We start from the raw sequence: 22,357 nt of genomic DNA on the forward strand, positions 1-22,357 counted from the left end.
ATGGCCATTAAAATCACGCCGACTAAGGCAAATTTAATCAAGTCGAAGTCAAGCCTGGCCTTTTCAACCAAAGGGTATAACCTGCTCGATAAAAAGCGGACCGTCCTGATCCAGGAAATCATGAAGCTGGTCAAGCAGTCCGAGGAGATCGAACAGAAGATTACCGAAATTTTTAAGGAAGCTTACATAGCACTCCAGCAGGTAACCATCAGCATGGGCCTCAACCACGTTGAGGAATACGCTTTGTCCATCCCGCAGGAGGAAGACTTTGACGTGCGTACCCGAAGCGTTATGGGCGTCGATATTCCAGAAATTGTGGACAACGAGGACAAGAACAAAAACTTCAGCCTGCCCTATGGCTTCCATGAAAATAATCCGGCCTTGGATGTGGCCATCGAGAAGTTTAATGAGGTAAAGCACCTGTCCTATAAGCTGGCAGAAATCGAGAGTACAGCCTTCAAGCTATCCCTCGAGATCAAAAAAACACAGAAAAGTGCCAACGCTCTGGATAAAATTCAGATACCAAAGCTTAAGGATCAAATTAAATACATTGAGGAAAGCATCGAAGAAAAGGACCGTGAGGAAAACTTCCGTATTAAAAAGGTCAAAAAACACAACCAATCATAACGTAACGTTACAGAAACCACCAAATTTGGTGGTTTCTGTTATTTCACGGGCTTTTCAGGTATATTCTTTATAAAGACAACGAATTTTTTGAAATTGTTACAATATTAAGATTTATTGACACTTTAGTTGAATTTTGTTAAAATTTATAGTGAAATTATTATTTTTCCTATTATACTTTCAACCGTTCTTCAAAATGAAGAACACAAAAAAATGAAAGGAAGCAATTATCTATGAGTGAATTTATGAGCAGTCATTGGAAAAAGCTCGTCGGTATGATTTTTCTGATCGTATTGACCGTTGCCATGGGCATCGCCTGTGCTTTTACCATGACTAAGAACATTGAAGTATCACTGGACGAAAATACCGGAAACGGCAGCGTCCAGACCGAAACCCTGGCCAGTCAGCGCCAGTCCCAGATCGGTGAAGTACTCAAGCAGAAGGGCTATCCGGTGGATTCCACCGATTATACCGTCAGCGTTCCCCTTGACACCAAGGTGAAGGACGTCGACAATGTCAGCATCAAAAAGAACGCCAAGGGCACCTTAAACGTAGATGGCAATGGACATACCTATGATTCCACTGCCGATACCGTCGGAGATCTTTTAAAGGATCAGAACATCACCCTGGGCGCAAGCGACATTGTGGTCCCGTCAGCCGACACCGCCCTGACCACAGAGGTTAAAGAAATTAAAATCGTGCGCCGTGAGGAAAAAGAAGAAAGCCGCATGGAGGCCATTCCTTTTGAGGTTAAGCAAACAGTAAACCCAGAGCTTGAAGAAGGAAAGCAGAATATCATAACCGCCGGCGTAAACGGCAGTAAAAAGATTACCGATAAGCTCGTATACGAAGACGGTATACTGGTCAGCCAGGAAACCGTGGCGACCCAGGTCGTGCTTGAGCCAGTGACCGAAGTCGTTGAGGTCGGCAGTAAGGTAACCACCGAAGTAAAACAGGAAACCCGTGAGGAGGCCATTGCCTTTACCAGCCAGAAGGTGGAAAATCCAGAGCTGGAACAGGGAAAAACCAACGTGAAAACCGCCGGTGTCAATGGCACGGCCCGGATCACCGAAAATGTCACCTACGAAAACGGTAAGGAAATTACCCGTGATGTCGTGGCGAAGGAAACCATCAAGGAACCCGTGACCGAGGTAGTCGAAGTTGGAACAAAAGCCGCTGAACCGGCGCCAACCCCCACACCAGAGCCGACGCCAGAGCCTACCCCAGAAGCGACACAGCCGGAAACTCCCGCAGAACAGCCAGCGCCAACCCCGGAACCTACCCCGGCGCCAGCGCCAGAGCCTACCCCGGCACCAGAGCCAGAACCTGAACAGCCCGCGGAAGAAAGCAATGGGATTGATCTGAGTAATGCAACCCATTTTACCGCTAACTGTACCGCCTATGTGGCCACCGGTAATGCCACAGCCTCCGGCGCATGGCCCACATCCGGCCATACCATCGCAGCCGATCTGACCAATTATCCCATCGGCACCAGAATCTATATTCCGTATTTTGATACCGTATTTACCGTAGAAGACAGCGGCGGCGCCGTAAAAGGCAATGTCATTGATATCTTCTTCGACAGCTACGCCGAAGCCATCAGCTTTGGACGCCGGAATCTGGACGCTTATGTGTTAAATTAAATTAGAATCCAAACCTCTCCGCCACCGAATAATCCCGGTGCGCGGAGAGGTTTTTTAGTTTGAAAAATATTGATGAAAGTTTTAAAAGACACACTATCCTAAATACGTTGGAAGTGGTTGAAATGTGTTCGTTATAAAAGAAAAAGACTCGCAGACTATTCAAAGTCTGCGAACGACACATCTAAAAGCTAATGAGTACCATGTTTTTCTCTTTTGCTGACCATGTTTTTGACCAAAGAAGAATTTAAAATTTGAAAATAAAAACATAAAAGAAATCGCTTAAAATCAGGATTTTTGAGGTTTATTTTGACCATGTTTTGACCATGTTGGCTCTTTTATAAATAAGAAAAGAAAATTTGACGAAAAATACTTTTATTGTTAAAATATAGATATAAATTGACTTTAAAGAAAAATATTTAATTTTTTCAAAAAAGTGGATGCTTTTTTCATTACCTAATGTTATAATAGGTATCGCAGTTAAATTATAAAAAAGTGAAATTAAAAAAAGACTCGCAGACTTTGAATAGTCTGCGAACAAATGGAGGCCCCAAAATGAGTGCGGGATACGCCATCACGACGTACAAAATACAGCTGAATTACAAGCATTTAGACTGGTTTAAGCAAACCCAGGCCCTCTTTGACGACGTCCTGGCATTCTATTACCAGCTTCTCGAGAAACAGCCCGAAGCCCTCAGCCTCACCAACCAAAATTTACTGCGCCATTTAGAACTGCAGACCATAAAACAGCGGGACGGCACTTTGCCCGAAATGCCGCTGCCCTTTGAGAAAATCCCATTGTACTTCCGGCGCGCGGCCATCAACGCCGCCATCAGTATGTACCGGAGCTACACAAGCAAGCTCAGGGACTGGCAGAAGAGTCAAGAAAAAGAAGTGGATAGTGAAAAGTTGATAGTTGATAGCTTAGGAACAGAATCGCAGAGCGATTCTGAATCAAATCAAATCGACAAAGCCGATTTGTACCATAAATATCCACTATCCACTGTCAACTGTCAACTGAAGGGAAAGCCCTCCAGGCCGCGCCGCCTCCACATGTCCATGCTCTACTACAAAGGCATGTACAAAGACTTTGACGAAAAAAGCATCATGCTCAAGCTCTACACCGGCAAAGCCTGGGCCTGGGTCAAGCACCGGACTACCGGCAGACCCTTTCCAGAAAACGCCGAGCGCATGAGCCCGACCATTGTCATCAAAAAGAAAAAAGTCATGCTCCACATCCCCGTTAAAGAGATCGTGGAAGACAGCCGGACCGCCAAGGAACGTGTGCAGCAAAACGAAAAGTTTGTCGCCGTGGCCTTAACCGGTTCCGACACCTTAGCCGTTTGTACCACCATTCAAGCAGACGGTCGTGCCACCGCCCCATATTTCATCAAGGGCGGAAAAGAACTGGCCCACCGTAGGAAGCTGCTTCTAGGGTATACCAAACGCGGCATTGCCGGGAACAATATAACGTACACCGTAGGGAACGACGCCCTCGTCGTTCCGCAAGGGCATCGGCCAAACGCCAAATACTACGAAAAAATCACCCGCCTGACCGACCATTACGCCCATGAGGTAAGCCGAAAGATCGTCGATTACGCCATCAAACAGGGCGCAAAACTCATCGTCCTGCCCGAGCTCAAAGAAAGCTTCGATCAGGCGAAAAAGCCCTACCTGGGCAAAACCCCCTATGACTTTATCGGAAGGCGCATCGCCCGCTACGTCCAGTACAAAGCCTGGCAGCAAGGCCTGGTCGCCATGACCAGCAAACCCTACTATGCCAGTACCCGGTGTTATTACTGCGGCGCATTCATCGCCAAGCACAACACCGAGTACCAGAACCCCAGCGCCAACTTCTACGGCGGCAAGAACTTCGTCTGTAAAGAAGGCCACCGAGGGAGCACAGCGCTGAACAGTGCGAGGAATCTGGGGAAAGGGTTTTATGAGCGGTTTAATGAGGATGCTGCCTGATAAAAAAGAATAGAAAAATAGATTATAAATATAATATTTAAAATCCTGTAAAGAAATTTACAGGTGTGCTTTTCGCCTATAGGGCCAAAAGTACAGGCTTAGCACCGCCTGTTTTTATTTCGCATCGCATTGTGTTTTCTTTACATATAAATGAAAGAAAACACAATGCGATGAAAGTAGAGATTAAAGGATCAGTTTTGATCGTGAGTGCTACGAGTTTTAAATAATTGAATGTAATTAATATGAGGAAATGAAGTGTAGGGAACGCTGCCCTCAGCGTTCCGAAAGAGGAACGATCATGAAAGAAGAAAAAGCAGAAGAAATCACAGAGGAAGAAGAACCAGAATACAGCTTTGAAATAGGAGTGTAAGATGATCTATCAAAAATATATCAAGCGCATCCTGGATTTTTCATTGTCAACCGTTGGACTGATCATTCTTTCACCCGTTTACGGCATCCTCGTGATCGCCATCAAAGCCGACTCCAAAGGCCCGGTCCTTTTCAAACAAAAACGCGCGGGAATCCATAAACAGCATTTTAATATTTATAAATTCCGGACCATGTCCATTGACACCCCAAAGGACACCCCCACCCATATGCTCAAGAACCCCGATCAATACATCACAAAGGTCGGCAAGTTTTTAAGAAAGACCAGCCTGGACGAGCTGCCACAGATTTTCAACATCATCAAAGGCGAAATGAGCATCATCGGCCCACGCCCAGCACTCTGGAATCAGGAAGATTTGATTGCCGAGCGGGACCAGTACGGCGCCAACGACGTGCGGCCAGGACTCACCGGTCTGGCACAGATCAGTGGCCGGGATGAACTGGAAATCCCAGTCAAAGCCAAGCTGGATGGGCAGTATGTAAAAAACATCAGCTTTCCCTTCGACTGCAAAATGTTCTTTAAAACCATTACCTCCGTCTTAAAAAACGAAGGCGTACAGGAAGGCGGCACTGGAGCCATGGGCATTGAGGAGGACTTGAAATGAAACGCATTCTGATCACCGGCAAAGACAGCTACATAGGCACCTCCTTTGAAAAATGGGTTAGCCAATGGCCCGGGGAATATCTGGTGGCAACTGTAGATACTCTCGATAATGCATGGGAAGCGATGGATTTCAGTCCCTTTGATGTGATTTTACACGTTGCAGCCATAGTTCATAAAAAAGAAAAAAAAGAGGCGGCTCCTTTATATGAAAAAGTAAATAGCAAACTTCCAGTAGAAATTGCTGAAAAAGCAAAAAATGAAGGTATTAAGCAATTTGTTTTCATGAGCACCATGAGTGTATATGGTCTCGATTCCGGAATCATTGAAAAAAATACACCTCTGCATCCCAAAACACTGTATGGACAAAATAAGTTAAAAGCAGAGAAAGCTTTAGTCGAAGCAGAAAACAATGATTTTCATGTCGCTATCATCAGACCACCAATGGTTTACGGCAAAGGCTGCAAAGGAAATTACACACGCTTATCCCGCCTTGCGTTGAAAATGCCTGTTTTCCCAAAGATAAAAAATCAGAGAAGTATGATCCACATTGACAATCTCTGCGAATTTATAAAGTTATTAATCGATGATCAGGAACAGGGAATTTTTTTTCCACAGAACAAAGCATATGTCAACAGCGCTGAGTTGGTAACGCGCATTGCAGAAGTCCATCATAAAAAAATTCATTTGACGAGTTTTTTCAATCCTTTGATCAACCGATTGACCAAGCATACAGTTGTTTTCCAGAAGGTTTTTGGAAGTCTGGTTTATGATCAAAGTTTATCACATTATAAAAAGGATTATAACGTCGTAAGTTTCAGAGAATCCATTGAACTTACCGAAAAATGAGATGAAAAAGCAAAAAGATATCCTTGTATTATGTCAGTTTTACTATCCCGAATATGTTTCTTCAGCGACATTACCCTATGAAATGTCCGTTGATCTTGTTAAAAAAGGTTTTTCTTTAGACGTTCTTTGCGGCTATCCAAAAGAATACAGTGAGCAGCAAAAAATACCTAAAAAAGAAATCATCAATGGAATTTCAATCAAAAGAATCCGATACCTACAAATGAACCGGAAAGGAAAAATTGGTCGGTTGGTCAATTATTTTTCGTTTATCTGCTCAGTAAGCGTGCATTTGTTTTCACTTCGAAAATACAGAAGTATCATTGTATACTCAAACCCGCCTATTTTACCCGTGATCGCCATTTTAGCCAACAGGCTTTTCAAAACAAAAATCGTTTATGTCTGCTATGACATCTACCCAGAACTCGCGCTGTTATTGGGAGGTGTACAGAGCGGAAGCATGATTGAAAAAGTGATGAACCATATCAATCATTCCCTTTTCAATTGTGTTTCAAAAGTCGTTGCGTTGTCACATGAGATGAAAGACTATCTTCTGGCAAACAAGTGTGAGTTAACAGACACCAAAGTGAAAGTGATCCCAAACTGGTATGAGGAATGTAAGGATACCCAAGAAATAAATAATGATCAATTCAAAAATCTTCGAAAGAATTATCGAACCATTGTCGTCTATGCGGGTAACATGGGAATCTGTCAGGACATGGAAACCATTTTTGGAGCGATTGAAAAATTAAAAGAGCATCAGGGTATCCTATTTTGTTTTGCAGGGCATGGAGCCAAACAAGATGACCTTAAAGAGCAGGCGAAAATAAAAGGATTGGCACAAACCATCTTTTTCGACTTTTTAACCGGAACTGATTTTACTGATCTGCTAAAAATTGCAGATTGCTATTTAGTTAGCCTTGAAAAGGGTGTTGAAGGCTTAAGTGTGCCAAGTAAAACCTATAGTTATTTATCTATGGGAAAACCCATAATCGCCATTATGAATCAAGAGACCGATATCGCAAAGGACTTGAGGCGAACTCGTTCAGGATTCAGCATTGAACAAGGCGAAAAAGAAGCCTTGGCAGAATATATTTTAGAATTAGATTCCAACAAGCAGAAAGTCAAAGAAATGGGTCAAAACAGCCAGCAGCTTTTCGTAGAAAAGTACACCCGCGAGATTTGTACCAATCAGTATATCGAAATGATGAAAAATGTTCTTAATAGAAGGAGTGACAGCCATGTTTGAAGGAGAAACCCTACTCATCACCGGAGGCACAGGCAGCTTCGGCCACGCCGTGCTCAACCGCTTTTTAAAAACCAACATCAAAGAAATCCGCATCTTCTCAAGAGATGAGAAAAAACAGGATGACATGCGCCATCAGTACAATGATGACAAAATCAAATATTACATCGGCGATGTGCGGAACCTTCAAAGCCTCAAGGACGCCATGCACGGCGTCGACTACATCTTTCACGCCGCTGCCTTAAAGCAGGTGCCCTCCTGCGAGTTCTTTCCCATTGAGGCCGTTAAGACCAACGTCATCGGTACCGACAACGTACTGACCGCCGCCATCGAAGAAGGCATCAAAAAAGTCATCTGCCTGTCCACCGACAAAGCCGCCTATCCCATCAACGCCATGGGCACCTCCAAAGCCATGATGGAAAAAGTCTTTGTGGCAAAAAGCCGAACCGTTGATCCCGATAAGACCCTGATCTGCGGCACCCGCTACGGGAACGTCATGTGTTCCAGAGGCTCCGTGATCCCCCTGTTCATCGAACAGATCAAAAACGGCCAGGCCCTGACCGTCACCGAACCCCAAATGACCCGGTTCATCATGAGCCTGGAAGAAGCCGTGGAGCTCGTGCTCTTCGCCTTCGAGCACGCCGAGAACGGCGACATCATGGTCCAGAAAGCCCCGGCCTGCACCATCGAAGTGTTAGCGGAAGCCGTCAGAGAACTCTTTCACGCCGACAACGAAATCAAGATCATCGGCATCCGCCACGGCGAAAAAATGTACGAGACACTTCTGACCAACGAAGAGTGCGCCCACGCCATCGACATGGGCGACTTCTTCAGAGTGCCCGCCGACAAACGCGATTTAAACTACGATAAATATTTCAAAGAAGGCAACCAGAAGCGCACCGAACTGACCGAGTTCAACTCCGACAACACCGAGCTCTTAAATGTCAAACAGGTCAAAGAAAAGCTGCTTTCTCTAGAATACATCCGCAACGAACTCGCCGAATGGGAAGCGAGGTGAAAACATGAAAATACTCATCACCGGTGCCAGAGGCTTCATGGGAAAAAACCTCATCGCCGAGCTTAACAATATCAAAGAAAAGAAAACCAACCGTTATCCCGACCTCGACCAAGGCACCCTGGAAATCCTGCCCTTTGATCTGGACACCGACCCCAGTCTTTTAGAGACCTATACCCAGGAATGCGACTTCGTGTTCCACCTGGCCGGCGTCAACCGCCCCAAAGACCCCGCAGAATATAAAGCCGGCAACTTCGGCTTTACCAGCACAGTATTAGATTTATTAAAAAAAGCCAGCAACAAAGCCCCCGTCATGCTCGCCTCCTCCATCCAGGCCGCCCTGGACAACCCCTACGGCAGGAGTAAAAAAGCTGGGGAAGACCTGCTTTTTGATTATGGCCGAGAAAACAACGTCAAAGTCCTCATCTACCGCTTTCCCAACGTGTTCGGCAAATGGTGCCGGCCCAACTACAACAGCGCCATCGCCACCTTCTGCCACCACATCGCAAGAGGCCAACCCATCCAGGTCAACGACCCCGAGGTGATGTTGAAGCTCATCTACATCGACGACGTGGTCGAAGAGCTGATCGGCGCCCTGTGCGGCAGAGAACACCGGGAAGAAAAAGAACAGGTCAAAGCCTTCAAAGACGACGTCATCAACGTCGTGAAAATCAATAAAGAACGCATTGCGACCGGAAAGCCGTTCTGCACCGTGCCCACCACCTATGAAATCAAGCTGGGAGAAGTCGCCGAATTAATCCAGTCCTTTAAAGAAAGCCGGGAAAAGCTCCAGGTCCCCGACCTGTCCGATGCCTTCACCCAGAAGCTCTACGCCACCTACCTGAGCCATCTGCCAGAAGACCAGTTCAGCTACCCTTTAAAAATGAATGTCGATGAAAGAGGCTCCTTCACCGAGTTCATAAGAACCCCCGACCGAGGCCAGGTGTCCATCAACATCTCAAAGCCCGGCATCACCAAAGGCCAGCACTGGCACCACACCAAAAACGAAAAGTTTCTGGTTGTCAAGGGAAAAGGACTCATCCAATTCCGGAAAGTCATCAACGACCAAGAAGATGGAGAAAAAATGAAAAGAGAATCTGTCACCAGCTATCACGTCACCGGTGACAAGCTCGAAGTCATCGACATTCCCACCGGCTACACCCACAACATCATCAACGAAGGAGACGACGACATGATCACCGTCATGTGGGCCAGCGAAGCCTTTGACCCCGAAAAACCCGATACCTACTTTTTAGAAGTGTAAAAACAAATAAAAAAGGAAAGCAAGAAAAAAGATGGAAAAACTCAAACTCATGACCATTCTAGGCACCCGGCCCGAGATCATCCGACTCTCCGCCACCATCAAAAAATGCGATCAGTACTTTAACCATACCCTCGTCCACACCGGACAAAACTGGGACTACACCTTAAACCAGGTCTTCTTCGAAAACCTGGGCCTGAGAGCCCCCGACCACTACCTGGACAGCGTGGGCAAAGACCTGGGCGAAACCATGGGCAACATCATCGCCAAGTCCTACGACATCCTGAAAAAAGAAAAGCCCGACGCCCTGTTAGTCCTGGGCGATACCAACTCCGCCCTGTCCGCCATCAGCGCCAAGCGCCTCAAAATCCCCATCTTCCACATGGAAGCCGGCAACCGGTGCTGGGACTGGAACGTGCCCGAAATGGTCAACCGCACCATCGTCGACCACATCGCCGACATCAACCTGCCCTACACCGAGCACTCCAGACGCTACCTCCTAAGCGAAGGCATGGACGGAAAGACCATCTTCGTGACCGGCAGTCCCATGCGCGAAGTGCTCAGAGATCATGAAGCAGAGATCGAGCAATCCAATGTTCTGAAAGAACTGAACCTGAAGCCCAAAGGATACTTTCTGCTCTCCGCCCATCGGGAAGAGAACATCGACAACGAAGACAACTTCCTGTCCCTTATGGAAGCCGTCAACCACATCGCCGAAAAGTATCAGATGCCCGTCATCTACTCCACCCACCCGCGGAGTAAAAACATCATCGAAAAGCGAAACTTCAGATTTCATCCCCTGGTGACCAACATGAAGCCCTTCGGCTTCTTTGACTACAACAAGCTTCAGAAAAACGCCTACTGCGTGCTCTCCGATTCCGGCACCCTGTCCGAAGAGAGCGCCATGCAAGACTTTCCAGGCGTGCTCATAAGGACCTCCACCGAACGGCCAGAAGTCCTGGACAAAGGCACCATCGTGATCGGCGGGATCACCGGAAAAGAAGTGGAGCAGGCTGTAGAACTGGCCGTAAACATGTTTGAAAACCAAGAAGAGACCGTCATGGCCGAGGATTATGCCGACACCAACGTGAGTGTGAAGGTGGTGAAGGTGATTCAGAGTTATGCGGGGATTGTGAGGAAGACGACATGGGGGAAGTATGAATGAGAGTACTTCAGATTAATTCGGTTTGTGGTTACGGCAGTACAGGAAGAATTGCGACGGACCTTTACGATACGTTAAAGCAGGAAGGGCATAACTGCTTGATTGCTTATGGAAGAGGAACAGCACCAAAAGGTTATCAAACGATTAAAATTGACAGCGAATGGGAAGTACGGCTTCATGGACTAAAAACGCGGCTAACCGACCGGGAAGGCTTTGGCTCCAGAAAAGCGACAGAAAGATTTATCGAAAAAGTAAAAGCGTATGATCCCGATGTGATTCATCTTCATAATCTACACGGTTACTTTATTAATATCGAAGTGCTTTTTAACTACCTGAAAACAGTTGATAAAAAAGTCATTTGGACACTTCATGATTGTTGGGCTTTTACTGGGCACTGTACATATTTCGATTACGTTGGATGTGAGAAGTGGAAAATAGGGTGCGAAAAATGCCCACAGAAAAGCGAATACCCTAAAAGTATTCTACAGGATCAATCCCGTAGTAACTATCAGGATAAGCGCAATGCGTTCACATCCCTCAATGAAAATCAAATGACCATCGTCACACCCTCACACTGGCTTGCAGGCCTTGTGAAAGAAAGCTACCTTTCTAAGTATGCAGTAGAAGTTATTCATAACGGTATTGACTTGGAAGTGTTCAAGCCCACCCCGAATAATTTTAGAGAAAAATATCAGTGCGAAGATAAAACGCTTGTACTCGGTGTTGCGAATGTATGGAATCGGCGAAAAGGTTTGGATACTTTTATGCAGTTATCCAAAGAATTGCCCGATAAATTTCAGATTATTTTAGTGGGCTTGAATTCAAAACAGAAGAAAGCGCTGCCGGACAATATAATAAAGATTGAACGTACAAACAGCACAAAAGAATTAGCAGAAATCTATACAGCGGCGGATGTGTTTGTGAATCCGACATTGGAAGATAATTTTCCGACGACGAACTTAGAATCACTGGCCTGCGGAACACCAGTAATTACCTATGATACGGGTGGGAGTCCGGAGAGTTTAAATGGGAAAAATGGTAGGATAATAAAAAAAAATAACATAAAAGAAGTATATAAAGTTATTCAAAAAAAAACTTTAACTTTTTCAGTTAATAGAAGCATAGAATTCAATAGAGAAAAAGTCTTTAAAAAATATATTCAACAGTACAAAAAGTCTCTAGCAAAAAAATGAAAGACGAATAAAGCATATGAAAAAACTTTCTAAAAATGCAATTATAAATAAAGACAAAGGAATAATTATAAAAATATTTGTTTCAATGCTGATGTTCCTGTACTTTTTAATAAATATTATAACAAATAATTATAGTGACTTAAATAATAATATTGTATCAATACTTGTTTTGGCATTATCGGCATATTTAGTTCTTGAAAATAAAAATAATCCCAAATTAATCCTAGTGTACTTAATGTTGGCTTATTTTAATTATAGCATTGTACTTGATCGTTACTTAGATATATCAGAGGATGCTTTTTTAAATAGAATTCTTGATGTACAGACATTAGGAATTGCGATTAATTGTATCTTTGTTTTTATGATAATTAGTTTTCTTTTTTCAAAAAAAAGGAAGTACATAGTTCTAAGAAATGAATTTGTTAAAGAACGCAATAATATTTTAATTGTATTAGTTCTTATTCTCGTTTTAATTGTGATCTTTATTTTTGGGTTTGACAGAGGAAATGGATTAGGGACAGGAAGAGGAAGTGTTTCTACAATTTATGAATATTCCAGCATTCTTTTTATTTTAGCATATTACTATTCAGGTAAAAAAAATGGTCTAAGAAATATGACAACAATAATCTTAATAGTCTTTGCTTTTCAAGATTTAATTTTTGGTGGAAGAGTCACATCGCTTCAATTAGCGATAATCTTTTTTTATTTTAATTTAGCACATAAATTTAAATGGAAATATTGTATTATTGTTTTTTGCTTAGGGATTGTTTTGATGACGATGGTTGGTATAGTTCGGGGGAATCTAGCAACTAATGTTAATCTTATCGGTGTTGTTCAAAGTATTTTAAAAAATAAGTTCGTTCTCGATACATCTACATATGCATTTTATACATCATTAACTTTTATAAAAGTCAGTGCCATAACGTCATTGAATGCAAAAGTTTATATGTTGAAACAGTTTTTAATATCAATGTTTGTAGGGGGAAGTGTTCAAAATTCAAATTTACCAGAATATACCGTTCAGTTTATCCAACATATGGGTGGCGGTATATTACCAATATATATGAATTTTTATTTAAGTTGGTTTGGTACATTGTTTTCTGCGATTATAGCAAATTTATACACATTTTTTGCCTCTTATACTACAAATTCTGTAAAAAATCTTATATTGATTTTCTTTGTATCATCCACACCAAGATGGTATTTGTATTCTCCAGTACCGCTTGTTCGGGGAATGATGCTATTTTTAGTTTGTTATTTTTTTCTTAGCATTATTGATATGGTAGTTTATGATGTATTAAAAAGAGATGTTTTATAGTTGAAAAATTCAAAATAAAAATAAGACTAATTTCTACATTTGAATTGAGGAGGAAAATAAATAGCTTTGAAATCATTTTTAGTGGACGTACCAGTCCGTATCAATATATGGATAAGACCAGAGTGTCAGAGAAGGCAATTTGAAGTTATAAAGAAGGCGAAACCCAGTATACTCTTTCTTGTTTCAGATGGTGGAAGAACAGAGGAAGAAAAAGCAGTTATAAAAAAAAATAGAGAAATATTCGAAAATGAAATAGATTGGGAATGTACAATATATAAACTATATGAACAAAACAATCAAGGAATGTATACAATGTCTCAAAAATGTAGAAAGTATATCTGGGATCGAGTTGATAGATGTATTTTTTTAGAAGACGATATACTTCCTTCTGTTAGTTTTTTTCAATATTGTGCTGAACTACTTGAGTACTATAAAGATGATTTAAGAGTACATATAATATGCGGAATGAATCATTTAGGTGTTTCGCAAAATGTTAATTCAGATTATTTTTTTTCTAGACAAGGCTCAATTTGGGGAACTGCTACATGGAGAAGATCTGATAAATTGTATGGTGATTTTGATTATGCAAAAGATACTTACATTATGGAATTACTTCGGGAAAAGACAAGTAATAATAGAATTTTTTGGAAAAGGGTGAAGGCTTATAGTACCCAGAAATATTATGAAGGACATGTTGCCGGAGGTGAATTTTTTTTCGAATTTGGAGTATATGCACAGAACCAACTGCAAATAATCCCTAAAAAAAATTTAATTAGCAATATTGGTTGTACAGAAAATTCTGCACACGCCGATGACATCAATCAGTTACCAAAAGGAATTAGAAAAGTATTTAATATGAAAACATATGAGATAGACTTTCCGTTAAAACATGCAAAATATATAATCGCTGATAAAATGTATGAAAAGGAAAGAAATAAAATTATGGCTTACAATACTCCTTTAATTAATTTTTATAGAAAGGTCGAGCAATTATTTTTGAAAATTAAAACTGGTAATTTTAAATATATTTTAAATAAGCTAATAGGTAAAGATAAAATTGAAAAATAGTAATATTCAGCAACGTGCTTTTAGCGGTGTCTTATGGAAATTTGTGGAAAGAATAGGGACACAGCTAATACAATTTATAATTCAAATTGTATTAGCTAGGATGCTAATGCCAGAAGATTACGGAATCGTAGGCCTATTAACAATTTTTATAACCATATCAGATGTTTTTATTCAACAAGGTTTTACAACAGCCTTAATACAGAAGAAAGATGTTGATGAAGTGGATTTTTCGTCAGTATATTTTGCGAATATTATTATGGCCGTCATTATATACATTATTTTGTTTGCGACAGCCCCTTTGGTGTCGATTTTTTATAATGAAGCGAATTTGACAATGATAATGCGTGTAATGTCTATAAATGTCATTTTTGGTTCTATTTGTGCAGTTCACAATGCAATTATGGCAAAAAATTTGGACTTTAAAAAAAGTTTTTTTAGAAACTTGGCTAATATTTTTACACAAGGAGTTGTTGGTATTACATTAGCATATATAAATTTTGGCGTTTGGGCACTTGTGTTTTCTAAGATTTTTGGGACTCTGGTAGGAGCTTTTGTTTTATGTTTTACAGTGAAGTGGAAACCAAGAGCTATACTATCATTTAAACGTGTGAAGTCATTATTTCATTATAGCTCAAAAATATTAGGGACAAACATATTAAATACATTGTTTAATAACATACACTCTTTAATTATCGGAAGATACTTTTCAAAAGTAGAATTGGGTTACTACCAAAGAGGACAGCAAATACCACAAGCTTTTATGACAGCAATTGATGGTAGCTTAAATGAGGTTCTTTATCCAACGTTATCAATTATGCAGGATGATACAAAAAGACTAAAAAGTGCATTACGACGTTCTATGAAAACGAGTATGTTTATTACTTTACCAATTTTAATGGGAGTTTTGTCAATGGCTGAACCATTAACTATTATTTTATTAACGGAAAAATGGTTGCCAAGTGTTCCGTTCATGCAATTGACATGTATAATATGCTCATTCTGGCCTCTGTCAGCTAGAACGCATGCTTTGAATGCAATAGGCAGAAGTGATGTCACATTTAAACTTTCAATAATATCAAAAGGGTTAACACTTTTTTTTATTACTAGTTGTATTAGATTTGGAGTCTATGCAATTATGTTAGGAACATTATGCGCATCATTTATTACAGTTTGGATAACATCTTATTATGTGAATAAGTATATAAACTATTCAATAAAAGAATTGATGGTTGATTTAGCACCTTTAATAATTTTATCAATAATAATGTTTGTAATTGTTATGCTGATAGGTAAAATGAAGATATTTATTTATACAAAATTATTTATCCAAATAATTACTGCAATAGTAATATATGTAGGAGGTGCTAAAATTTTTAAAATCGAAAGTTATTTTTATTTAATGAATATTATAAAAAAAAGAATAAATAAAAAGTAGAAAAATAATCAAGAAAGGAACAAAAACATGCAGCATAAACCTGTATTGGTTACCCGGTCATCCTTGCCGGATTTAGAAGAATATGTAGAGGAAATAAAGCCGATTTTTGACAGTGCATGGTTAACCAATATGGGGCCAGTGCATCAAAATTTCGAACAGCAATTGGAAAATTATTTAAAGGTTCCGAATGTGTCCCTGTTTTGTAATGGACATTTATCTTTGTTTATCGCCATCAAAGCCTTGCGGTTAAGTGGCGAAGTCATTACGACTCCTTTTTCATTTGCATCAACAACTCATGCCATTGCTGATAATGGATTACGCCCGGTTTTTTGTGATATTGATCCAGATACATATACACTCGATCCTGAAAAAATAGAAAGTTTGATAACACGTCACACCACTGCCATTATACCGGTACATGTGTATGGCAACGTCTGTAATATTGAAGCTATTGAGACCATCGCTAAAAAGCACCACTTAAAAGTCATTTATGACGCGGCTCATGCTTTTGGGGTGGAAGTGAACGGCGAGGGAATTGGAAATTTCGGTGATGTTGCAATGTTTAGTTTTCATGCGACCAAGGTGTTTAATACCATCGAAGGCGGCGCACTGACTTATCAGGATAAAGCCTTAAAAGACTTACTCTATAATCTTAAAAATTTTGGCATTACGTCGCCGACAATGGTAGAAGATATTGGTACAAATGCAAAGATGAATGAGTTTCAAGCTGCGATGGGAATTTGTAACTTGCGCCATGTCAATAATGAGATTGAAAAGCGAAAAAAAGTGGTTGAGCGTTATTGGGAACATTTAGAAAATATCCCTGGTATTAAATTAAATCCACAACAAAAAGGCGTTAGAACTAATTTTGCTTATTTTCCAGTGGTGTTTGATGAGAAAGCATTTGGAAAATCGCGGGATCAGGCAGCGGATGAACTGGCAAAAGAAAAAATATTTGTTCGTAAATATTTTTATCCATTGATCAACGATTACGAATGCTATCGCTCCATTTATTCATCAAAGGCTACGCCAATAGCAAAAGAAATAGCGGATAATGTTGTAACACTACCTCTTTTTGCAGATTTAGAGTTAAATGTAGTAGATGAAATTTGTAAAATTATATTAGGATAGTTCAGATTAAAAAAAATATGCGTTTATTAATGGAAGGTGAATCAATGAAAGCTATTATATTAGCTGGAGGCTATGATCAAATTGCGTTGATACAGGAGCTTAAAAAAAGAGGCTTTGAAACAATATTGATTGATTATTATGAAAATCCACCAGCAAAAAACTTTGCAGATAATCACTATCAGGTTAGTACTTTAGACATAGAGGAAATAAAAAAAATTGCTGTAAAAGAAAATGTTGATCTGGTTACAACGGCTTGTACAGATCAGGCCTTGCTGAGTATTGCAAAAGTATCAGAAGAATTGGTACTTCCATGTTATATTTCATATGAGAAAGCTTTAAATGTAACCAACAAAAAATACATGAAAAATGTAATGAATAAATCAGATATTCCAACGGCTAAACATAGAGTAGTTTCGGATGTTAAGGGTATTGATTTATCGGAATTTAAATTTCCAATTGTTGTTAAACCTACAGATTGTAATAGTTCAAAAGGTGTTCAAAAGAGTTTTGATGCAGAAGAAGGGCTTCAAAGAATAAAAGAAGCGATAGATCTTAGCCGTTCTAAAACTGCAATTATTGAAGAATATATCGAAGGATTCGAAATATCTCTAGATGCATTTATAAGTGATGGTAAAGCAGAGATTCTGTTAATCACAAGATCTGAGAAAATTAAAAACTCAAATGGTTTTACAATTGTACAAAGTCGGTTTCCAGTTGATCTAGACCATGAAATAATAAAGAAGATAGGATTGGTGGTGCAGTCAATTTGTGAGTGTTTCGCTTTGCCTGATGGACCACTATTAGTTCAGATGATTGTTTCTGGACAGGATGTTTTTATAATTGAATTTAGTGCCAGGATGGGAGGTGGTACTAAATATAAATTAATTGAGACGTTAACAGGTTTTAACATAATGAGTAGCTATGTGGATTTAATCACTGGAATAACACCAAAAATCAAAGTCTCAAAGAAATACAGCTTTGCACATTTAAATTATTGTTATGTAGAAGAAGGCATTTTTAATAATCTTTATAATTTTAAAGAGCTAAAAGAAAAAGGGATAATTAATGATTATTTTAAATATAAATCAGAAGGAACATTGATTGATAAAGCAAAGACTAGCAGTGACAGAGTGGCAGGCTACTTGATAACAGCTGATACCATAGAAGAACTTAATACAAAAGAAAAACTGGCTAATAAGAATGTGGGAATTTTAACAAATACTGGTAAAGATATCATGATTCACGATTTAATATAAAATTCTTAAAAGGAGAAGAGATTTTGAGAATAACTGTAATTGGTGCCGGAAATTCAGGTATTTCTATGGCAGCACATTTAAGCAAAGAAGGGAATCAGGTGACTTTATGGAATCGATCGCGGGCCACAATATCAAAGCTTATTAAGACACATTCCATTTATTGTGAAGGAACAATAAACGGTATTATTAAGATTTATGCAGTAACAGATAGCATGGACGAAGCATTGGAGAATCCAGATATAATATTAATCACGACACCCGCTAATTCTCATAAAGAACTGGCGGAACTAATTGCCAAAAAAATCAAAAAATCTACAGTTATTGTATTGAATCCCGGGAGAACATTTGGCGCACTGGAGTTTAAGAATACTTTTGAAAAATACAATAGTGAGTATAAACAGATTATTGCAGAAACACAGACCATTATTTACACCTGTAGAAAAACAGCCGAGGATGCAGTGAATATTATAGCATTAAAGGATTCCGTTTTGATATCTGCATTAAATTTAGAATCGAGTGAGTGTATCATCAGCTATTTGCCAGATTGTATAAAAAAATATTTTAAATCAAGTGACTCTATGATTCAAACTTCTATTGGGAATGTAGGAATGATTTTACACTGCGCACCATTACTACTAAATGCAGGATGGACTGAAAGTTTATCCAACACCTATAAATATTATTATGATGGTATAACACCTACAATTGGAGAGTTAATTGAAAAGATTGATATGGAAAGAGTTGAAGTTTCAGTTAAGATGGGATATCGTGTCGAATCAGCTAAAGAATGGTTAATCCGAACGTATCATGTAATTGGTCAAAATATTTATGATTGTATTCAAAATAATAAGGCTTACAAAAATATCGAGGCTCCTTCTTCTTTAAAACATAGATATATTTTTGAAGACATTCCATGTGGATTGGTACCATTAGAAGCGATTGGTCAAAAAATAGGTGTTAATATGGAGTATACGACACTGATAATTGATTTAGCGTCAAAACTTATGGATGTTGATTTTAGAAAAAGTGGCCGTAATCTGAGAGATTTAAATTATTCATTACTAAATGTATAAAAATTGTTTGTATAAGAGGTTGCGCTATGAATGAGAAAAAAAGTATTCAATATGGATTTATAAAGCCTGCGTTAGATGCACATACTCTAGGAATTAACACAGTAGTCGAGCTATTATATGATTGTGGATATGATGTAGTTGTAGCGGACGATAAAGTCTCAAAAATGTTGAATAATTATAAATATGCTATACAGAGAAAAGGTGTGCTGGATTGGATTAGTTCAAAAAAGATTCAAAAGTTGGGAATTAGTTATAGATTAGACGAAAATGATGCTTTAAATATGATGGGATACTTAGTTAATAGCCTAAAAGAAGCAAATTTAATGAAATTTCAGGGAGGTCCTATAGAAGGCATCTTTTTTGCCGGCCTACCAAAAGCGTGTAAAGCAATTGAAAAAGAATTTAAAGGGTTAGTTGTCACTTTTATTGGTGGTGAGTCTATCCGAGAGACTTTATTTAAATTAGGTGTACCTAAAAACAAAATTCCAAGTAATATATATATGGGAAGTAAATATGATGAGCAGTTAATGGAATTTGGCAAAAAACTTATAGATTCAGAGGAATATTTGAAATACGAACCTAAAAATAAGTCGCAGTATACTGGGCTTGGTTCAATGAAAGATACCTTAATAAAAAGGCTTGAATCAAATATAAAAATTGGATTTGAGCCTTTGATGAGAGCGCATGTTGGACCATTTTCCTCAACATTATCACGTGAAGAATCATTGGAGCAGTTTTTAGTTTGGGTTAAATGCTTGGCAGAAGCAGGTTATTTGGACATTTTGTCAATTGGCAGTTCGCAGCTAACACAATCGAATTTTGCTGAAAACTGGCAGGATAAAGCAAATGGAGGCGGTGTACCAATAAATTCTCCTGAAGAATACAGAAAAATATGGGAATCTTCCAGACCGTTGTTAGTAAGAACATATGCTGGGACAAAAAATATACCAGAACTAGCACAAATATATGAAAAAACCATAAACATTTGCTGGCATGCACTATCACTTTGGTGGTTTAATAAACTTGATGAAAGAGGTCCTTATGATCTTTATACAAATTTAAAAGAGCATATTAAAACAATAAGATATATTGCTGGAACAGGAAAGCCATTCGAAGCAAATGTTTCACACCACTTTGCTTTTAGGGGAGCGGATGATGTAACCTACATTGTATCAGCATACTTAGCAGCTGTACTTGCAAAAAAATTAGGAATCAAAACTTTTATTTTGCAAAATATGTTAAATACGCCTAGATTTACTTGGGGAGTACAGGATTTAGCAAAATCAAGAGCAATGTTAAAACTTATTCGAGGTTTAGAAGATAAAGACTTTACTGTGCTGTTACAGCCAAGAGCAGGTCTTGATTATTTTAGGCCAGACATTTATGAGGCAAAAATACAATTGGCAGCAGTAACAGCTTTAATGGATGATATTGATCCTCATAATGAAATGAGTCCACCGATTATTCATGTAGTTAGTTATTCTGAGGCAACCCAGTTGGCGACACCAGATATTATAAATGAAAGCGTCCAGATTACGCATTGTGCATTAAAAAAATATCGAGCCCTTAGAAAGCAAAAAAATATTGAAGATATGAGTAAAAATAGCAATGTAAACCGTCGTGAAATGGAACTTCTTTCTGCAGCACGTAAAGTAATAGCTGCTATTGAAGATAATATTGTTAATCCTTACTCAGCAGATGGATTTTATAAAATATTTTCAGCTGGATTCTTGCCGGTCCCATATTTATGGGGAGAAACTGAAGAATTTAAACATGCAAAGAATTGGAGGACAAAGCCAATTAGTGGATGTATGAAACTGGTCGATAAGAATAATGATATCATACAGCCAGAAGCGTTTATTGAGATCGCTTTGAGTAATTTGAAAGATGCAGAGTATAATTTGAAGTTAAGGAAAATGAATAACAATAGCTAAATCCATGGTTTCCGGGACACATCCCAATCAACCGGCAAGCGAAAGCATAGCAATATGCGTATCGCTTGCCGGTTTTTCTTTTTTTAAACCCCATCCGTTCACGGCCCGCCAAATTCAAAAATAACAAAGGAGCCCTCATTATGACCATCCATCTGCCCGAATCCCACTACACCTTAATCCCCCTCATCACCCCAGAAGATACCCCGGCCCAGGCCATCCTCAAAGCGCCAACCCCGGCGGCGCGGGCGCTTGTGGAAACGATGATCAAAACGACCGAAAAGGTTCCCCGTCTATATGAGCTAAACCTTAACGAAGGCCTTGAGCTGCGCTGCCAGAACGATATTCCGATTGACAGGGAAGTATTGGACATCGCCGCGCCCGGGCCTGCAAAAGAGCGGGGAAAACAAAAGCCGCCAAAACGAAGAAGAAAGCGAAAGCCTCGCCTAAAAAGGACGACCAGCGGCAAGGCGGTATTGACAAGCTACAACAAAAAATATAAAAAACGGCTCAGGAAAAAGACACGCAAGTGTCTTAGAAAGCTGAACCGTAATGGTTTCGCGGTGCGCATTGTAATCAACCGGTATGAGGAGATCACCATCTTCCTCATACCGGTTCTTTTTTGCCCCGACTGTAAAAAGCGGCGGGAATTCGCCTGCTTTAAAAAGCTCCAGTACTGCCACCGGGTGCTCACCCTCGAGATGATCAAGCACTGCCGTTACAGCTCCGAGGTCTATGAGAAGCTTTTGACCGAGGATATTTTAGAGCTGCTGGAGGCCGGGGAGCTGGTGGTCTATTTTGAGGAAGAGCAGGCCGAGGCCAGAAGGCGGGATTTTCAGAAAAACGCAACCTATGCCAAAAAGGTTGTCCAGGGTCCTCTGGGCCTGCGGCCAGAGGCTGGTATACCAGGCCCCGGCAAGAGCGGGAAGCCTGACCGCAAGGACGCCAGAAAAAACCGGCTGCACCAGCTGGCAGCCTGGGCACAGGCCTTTGCCGCCCGTTTGATAGACGGGATCATCCGTGTTGAAAACTGGTACAGCCTGCTGCGCCTGAAATGCTCAGACACCAACGGCGATCCCCTCTGGAAAAAGCCGGTTCCAGGAAAAAAGTCCAACTCCGAGTACATTCTCACACAGGCCATCAGGCTGTAGAATAGAGTCAAGGTCAGCGCAGGAAAGCGCGGGTCAATAATTGAATGA

At 40.1% G+C, this 22,357-nt stretch carries 18 protein-coding genes; all 18 read left to right on the forward strand.

The annotated features are described in order from the left end of the window. On the forward strand, positions 1-627 hold the full coding sequence (locus I2B62_RS09965) for a V-type ATP synthase subunit D (RefSeq protein WP_195268808.1): 627 nt from the start codon (positions 1-3) through the stop codon (positions 625-627). Positions 628-857: 230 nt separating this feature from the next. Further along, on the forward strand, positions 858-2,267 hold the full coding sequence (locus I2B62_RS09970; protein ID WP_195268809.1) for a 3D domain-containing protein: 1,410 nt from the start codon (positions 858-860) through the stop codon (positions 2,265-2,267). Positions 2,268-2,819: 552 nt separating this feature from the next. Further along, positions 2,820-4,235 (forward strand): hypothetical protein, encoded by a 1,416-nt coding sequence (locus I2B62_RS09975; RefSeq protein WP_195268810.1) that lies wholly within the window; start codon positions 2,820-2,822, stop codon positions 4,233-4,235. 371 nt (positions 4,236-4,606) lie between these two features. After that, on the forward strand, positions 4,607-5,227 hold the full coding sequence (locus I2B62_RS09980; protein WP_195268811.1) for a sugar transferase: 621 nt from the start codon (positions 4,607-4,609) through the stop codon (positions 5,225-5,227). After that, positions 5,224-6,072, forward strand: coding sequence for an NAD-dependent epimerase/dehydratase family protein (locus I2B62_RS09985; protein ID WP_195268812.1), 849 nt, complete (start codon positions 5,224-5,226; stop codon positions 6,070-6,072). Before I2B62_RS09980 ends, I2B62_RS09985 begins: the two co-directional genes overlap by 4 nt. After that, positions 6,053-7,318, forward strand: a complete 1,266-nt coding sequence (locus I2B62_RS09990) for a glycosyltransferase family 4 protein (protein WP_207735986.1) — start codon at positions 6,053-6,055, stop codon at positions 7,316-7,318. The genes I2B62_RS09985 and I2B62_RS09990 overlap by 20 nt, the downstream gene beginning before the upstream one ends. Beyond that, positions 7,311-8,333: a nucleoside-diphosphate sugar epimerase/dehydratase gene (locus I2B62_RS09995; RefSeq protein ID WP_195268813.1), complete on the forward strand. Its 1,023-nt coding sequence runs from the start codon at positions 7,311-7,313 to the stop codon at positions 8,331-8,333. The genes I2B62_RS09990 and I2B62_RS09995 overlap by 8 nt, the downstream gene beginning before the upstream one ends. 4 nt (positions 8,334-8,337) lie before the next feature. Next, entirely contained in the window at positions 8,338-9,594 is a 1,257-nt protein-coding gene (locus tag I2B62_RS10000) for a capsular polysaccharide biosynthesis protein CapF (protein WP_195268814.1), read from the forward strand. A gap of 31 nt (positions 9,595-9,625) precedes the next feature. Continuing rightward, positions 9,626-10,756 carry a UDP-N-acetylglucosamine 2-epimerase (non-hydrolyzing) gene (gene wecB, locus I2B62_RS10005; RefSeq protein WP_195268815.1) on the forward strand — a complete coding sequence of 377 codons (1,131 nt, stop codon included), beginning with the start codon at positions 9,626-9,628 and terminating at the stop codon, positions 10,754-10,756. Further along, complete coding sequence (locus I2B62_RS10010) at positions 10,753-11,946, forward strand: glycosyltransferase (RefSeq protein ID WP_195268816.1); 1,194 nt, start codon at positions 10,753-10,755, stop codon at positions 11,944-11,946. The genes wecB and I2B62_RS10010 overlap by 4 nt, the downstream gene beginning before the upstream one ends. Positions 11,947-11,962: 16 nt before the next feature. Then, a complete protein-coding gene (locus I2B62_RS10015) occupies positions 11,963-13,264 on the forward strand; it encodes a hypothetical protein (RefSeq protein ID WP_195268817.1) in 1,302 nt (433 codons plus the stop codon). A gap of 66 nt (positions 13,265-13,330) precedes the next feature. Next, entirely contained in the window at positions 13,331-14,332 is a 1,002-nt protein-coding gene (locus tag I2B62_RS10020) for a hypothetical protein (RefSeq protein ID WP_195268818.1), read from the forward strand. Beyond that, the gene (locus tag I2B62_RS10025; RefSeq protein ID WP_195268819.1) at positions 14,322-15,767 is read left to right on the forward strand and encodes a lipopolysaccharide biosynthesis protein; all 1,446 of its coding nucleotides are present in this window, start codon (positions 14,322-14,324) and stop codon (positions 15,765-15,767) included. Before I2B62_RS10020 ends, I2B62_RS10025 begins: the two co-directional genes overlap by 11 nt. Before the next feature lie 27 nt (positions 15,768-15,794). Beyond that, on the forward strand, positions 15,795-16,898 hold the full coding sequence (locus I2B62_RS10030; protein WP_195268820.1) for a DegT/DnrJ/EryC1/StrS family aminotransferase: 1,104 nt from the start codon (positions 15,795-15,797) through the stop codon (positions 16,896-16,898). A 44-nt stretch (positions 16,899-16,942) separates the two neighbouring features. Continuing rightward, entirely contained in the window at positions 16,943-18,154 is a 1,212-nt protein-coding gene (locus I2B62_RS10035) for an ATP-grasp domain-containing protein (RefSeq protein ID WP_195268821.1), read from the forward strand. A gap of 23 nt (positions 18,155-18,177) precedes the next feature. Continuing rightward, entirely contained in the window at positions 18,178-19,227 is a 1,050-nt protein-coding gene (locus I2B62_RS10040) for an NAD/NADP-dependent octopine/nopaline dehydrogenase family protein (protein WP_195268822.1), read from the forward strand. A 26-nt stretch (positions 19,228-19,253) separates the two neighbouring features. Continuing rightward, a complete protein-coding gene (locus I2B62_RS10045; protein ID WP_195268823.1) occupies positions 19,254-21,161 on the forward strand; it encodes a cobalamin-binding protein in 1,908 nt (635 codons plus the stop codon). 140 nt (positions 21,162-21,301) lie between these two features. Further along, positions 21,302-22,309 carry a hypothetical protein gene (locus I2B62_RS10050; RefSeq protein ID WP_195268824.1) on the forward strand — a complete coding sequence of 336 codons (1,008 nt, stop codon included), beginning with the start codon at positions 21,302-21,304 and terminating at the stop codon, positions 22,307-22,309. Positions 22,310-22,357 lie beyond the last annotated feature (48 nt).

The organism is Eubacterium sp. 1001713B170207_170306_E7 (genome assembly GCF_015547515.1).
Taxonomy (GTDB): domain Bacteria; phylum Bacillota; class Clostridia; order Eubacteriales; family Eubacteriaceae; genus Eubacterium.

Bases quoted from the DNA above. Each gene is read 5' to 3' on its own strand.
- I2B62_RS09965 (WP_195268808.1), top strand. From the start codon at position 1: ATGGCCATTAAAATCACGCCGACTAAGGCAAATTTAATCAAGTCGAAG.
- I2B62_RS09970 (WP_195268809.1), top strand. From the start codon at position 858: ATGAGTGAATTTATGAGCAGTCATTGGAAAAAGCTCGTCGGTATGATT.
- I2B62_RS09975 (WP_195268810.1), top strand. From the start codon at position 2,820: ATGAGTGCGGGATACGCCATCACGACGTACAAAATACAGCTGAATTAC.
- I2B62_RS09980 (WP_195268811.1), top strand. From the start codon at position 4,607: ATGATCTATCAAAAATATATCAAGCGCATCCTGGATTTTTCATTGTCA.
- I2B62_RS09985 (WP_195268812.1), top strand. From the start codon at position 5,224: ATGAAACGCATTCTGATCACCGGCAAAGACAGCTACATAGGCACCTCC.
- I2B62_RS09995 (WP_195268813.1), top strand. From the start codon at position 7,311: ATGTTTGAAGGAGAAACCCTACTCATCACCGGAGGCACAGGCAGCTTC.
- I2B62_RS10000 (WP_195268814.1), top strand. From the start codon at position 8,338: ATGAAAATACTCATCACCGGTGCCAGAGGCTTCATGGGAAAAAACCTC.
- wecB (WP_195268815.1), top strand. From the start codon at position 9,626: ATGGAAAAACTCAAACTCATGACCATTCTAGGCACCCGGCCCGAGATC.
- I2B62_RS10010 (WP_195268816.1), top strand. From the start codon at position 10,753: ATGAGAGTACTTCAGATTAATTCGGTTTGTGGTTACGGCAGTACAGGA.
- I2B62_RS10015 (WP_195268817.1), top strand. From the start codon at position 11,963: ATGAAAAAACTTTCTAAAAATGCAATTATAAATAAAGACAAAGGAATA.
- I2B62_RS10030 (WP_195268820.1), top strand. From the start codon at position 15,795: ATGCAGCATAAACCTGTATTGGTTACCCGGTCATCCTTGCCGGATTTA.
- I2B62_RS10035 (WP_195268821.1), top strand. From the start codon at position 16,943: ATGAAAGCTATTATATTAGCTGGAGGCTATGATCAAATTGCGTTGATA.
- I2B62_RS10045 (WP_195268823.1), top strand. From the start codon at position 19,254: ATGAATGAGAAAAAAAGTATTCAATATGGATTTATAAAGCCTGCGTTA.
- I2B62_RS10050 (WP_195268824.1), top strand. From the start codon at position 21,302: ATGACCATCCATCTGCCCGAATCCCACTACACCTTAATCCCCCTCATC.